Genomic DNA, 1,085 nt, shown 5'->3' on the forward strand with positions numbered 1-1,085 from the left:
ACACCGCGGAGATTGCGCGCTCGGCCGGTTTTACGGTCATGGGCATTGATCGCCGTGACTTCAATCATGGCGGGACGCGTCGCAAGGGGGAGGAGTACTTTTCTGGGCGTGTCGATTTTCTGGTCTGCCTGACACAGGACGCCTTGCTGACCGAACCGGGTGCCATGGCCGCGCTGCTCGCGGCTTTTGATGATTCTTGTATCGGGGCTGCATTCGGGCGGCAGTTGCCCGCAGCTGACGCGACGCCAGTGGCCGAGCACGCCCGAGCATTCAACTACCCAGCACGATCACGCACTGTTGGCCCGGAAGATCGCAACGTACTTGGCTTCAAGGCCTGCTTCCTGTCCAATTCGTTTGCGGCCTATCGCTTGAGTGCTCTGGCCGCTGTAGGCGGGTTCCCCGACAACGTCATCCTGGGAGAAGACACAACGGTGACCGCGCGGATGTTGTTGGCAGGCCGATCCATCAGGTATGAGTGTCAGGCTTGCGTTTACCACTCGCACAACTACGGCTTTGCTGATGAATTCAAGCGCTACTTCGACACGGGCGTCTTCCACGCTCGCTCCCCCTGGTTGATGGAGGCGTTTGGCGGCGCAAGCGGCGAAGGCATGCGATTTGTGATGTCCGAACTGCATTTTCTTTCAGCGAGGTCACCCAGGTCGATCCCGGCAGCCGTGCTGCGCACCGTGCTCAAGCTGCTGGGCTACCGCCTGGGACGTCTGGAGCGTTGGTTACCTTGGGGCCTGAAACATCGGATGAGCATGTTCAAGGCGTACTGGTCGCATGCGCCCCAATGCAGCGCGGGAAACCCCAAACCGTGAGCCCAATTCACACGAACACGCCACCAGCGTGGCTGGCACAGGAAGGCAGTATCGGCCGAGCGCGGCTGGCAAAACTGTCCCTGCTGGTGGGCGACGCGGTAGCCCTGTTGCTTTGTGCGCTGCTGGCCACAGAACTCGCTGTAGCGACCACTGGCTCATTGAGCTATAGAGACTGGATGCTCACGCAATCGCCAGCGCGATACCTCGCAGGGGCTGGCGTTGCCGTCATTGGTCTTATCTTGTTCCTCGGTCGCTATCAGCACT

At 60.5% G+C, this 1,085-nt stretch carries 2 protein-coding genes; both read left to right on the forward strand.

What is annotated here, in order from left to right; all coding sequences use genetic code 11:
• A partial coding sequence (locus ABYB95_RS23885) for a glycosyltransferase (protein WP_372662975.1) occupies positions 1-821 on the forward strand: 821 nt, incomplete at its 5' end.
• The coding region (locus tag ABYB95_RS23890; RefSeq protein WP_372662978.1) for a hypothetical protein at positions 818-1,085 on the forward strand (268 nt) is incomplete at its 3' end. The genes ABYB95_RS23885 and ABYB95_RS23890, both read left to right, overlap by 4 nt.

The sequence above is a fragment of the Hydrogenophaga sp. genome, from assembly GCF_041633695.1.
Taxonomy (GTDB): domain Bacteria; phylum Pseudomonadota; class Gammaproteobacteria; order Burkholderiales; family Burkholderiaceae_C; genus Hydrogenophaga.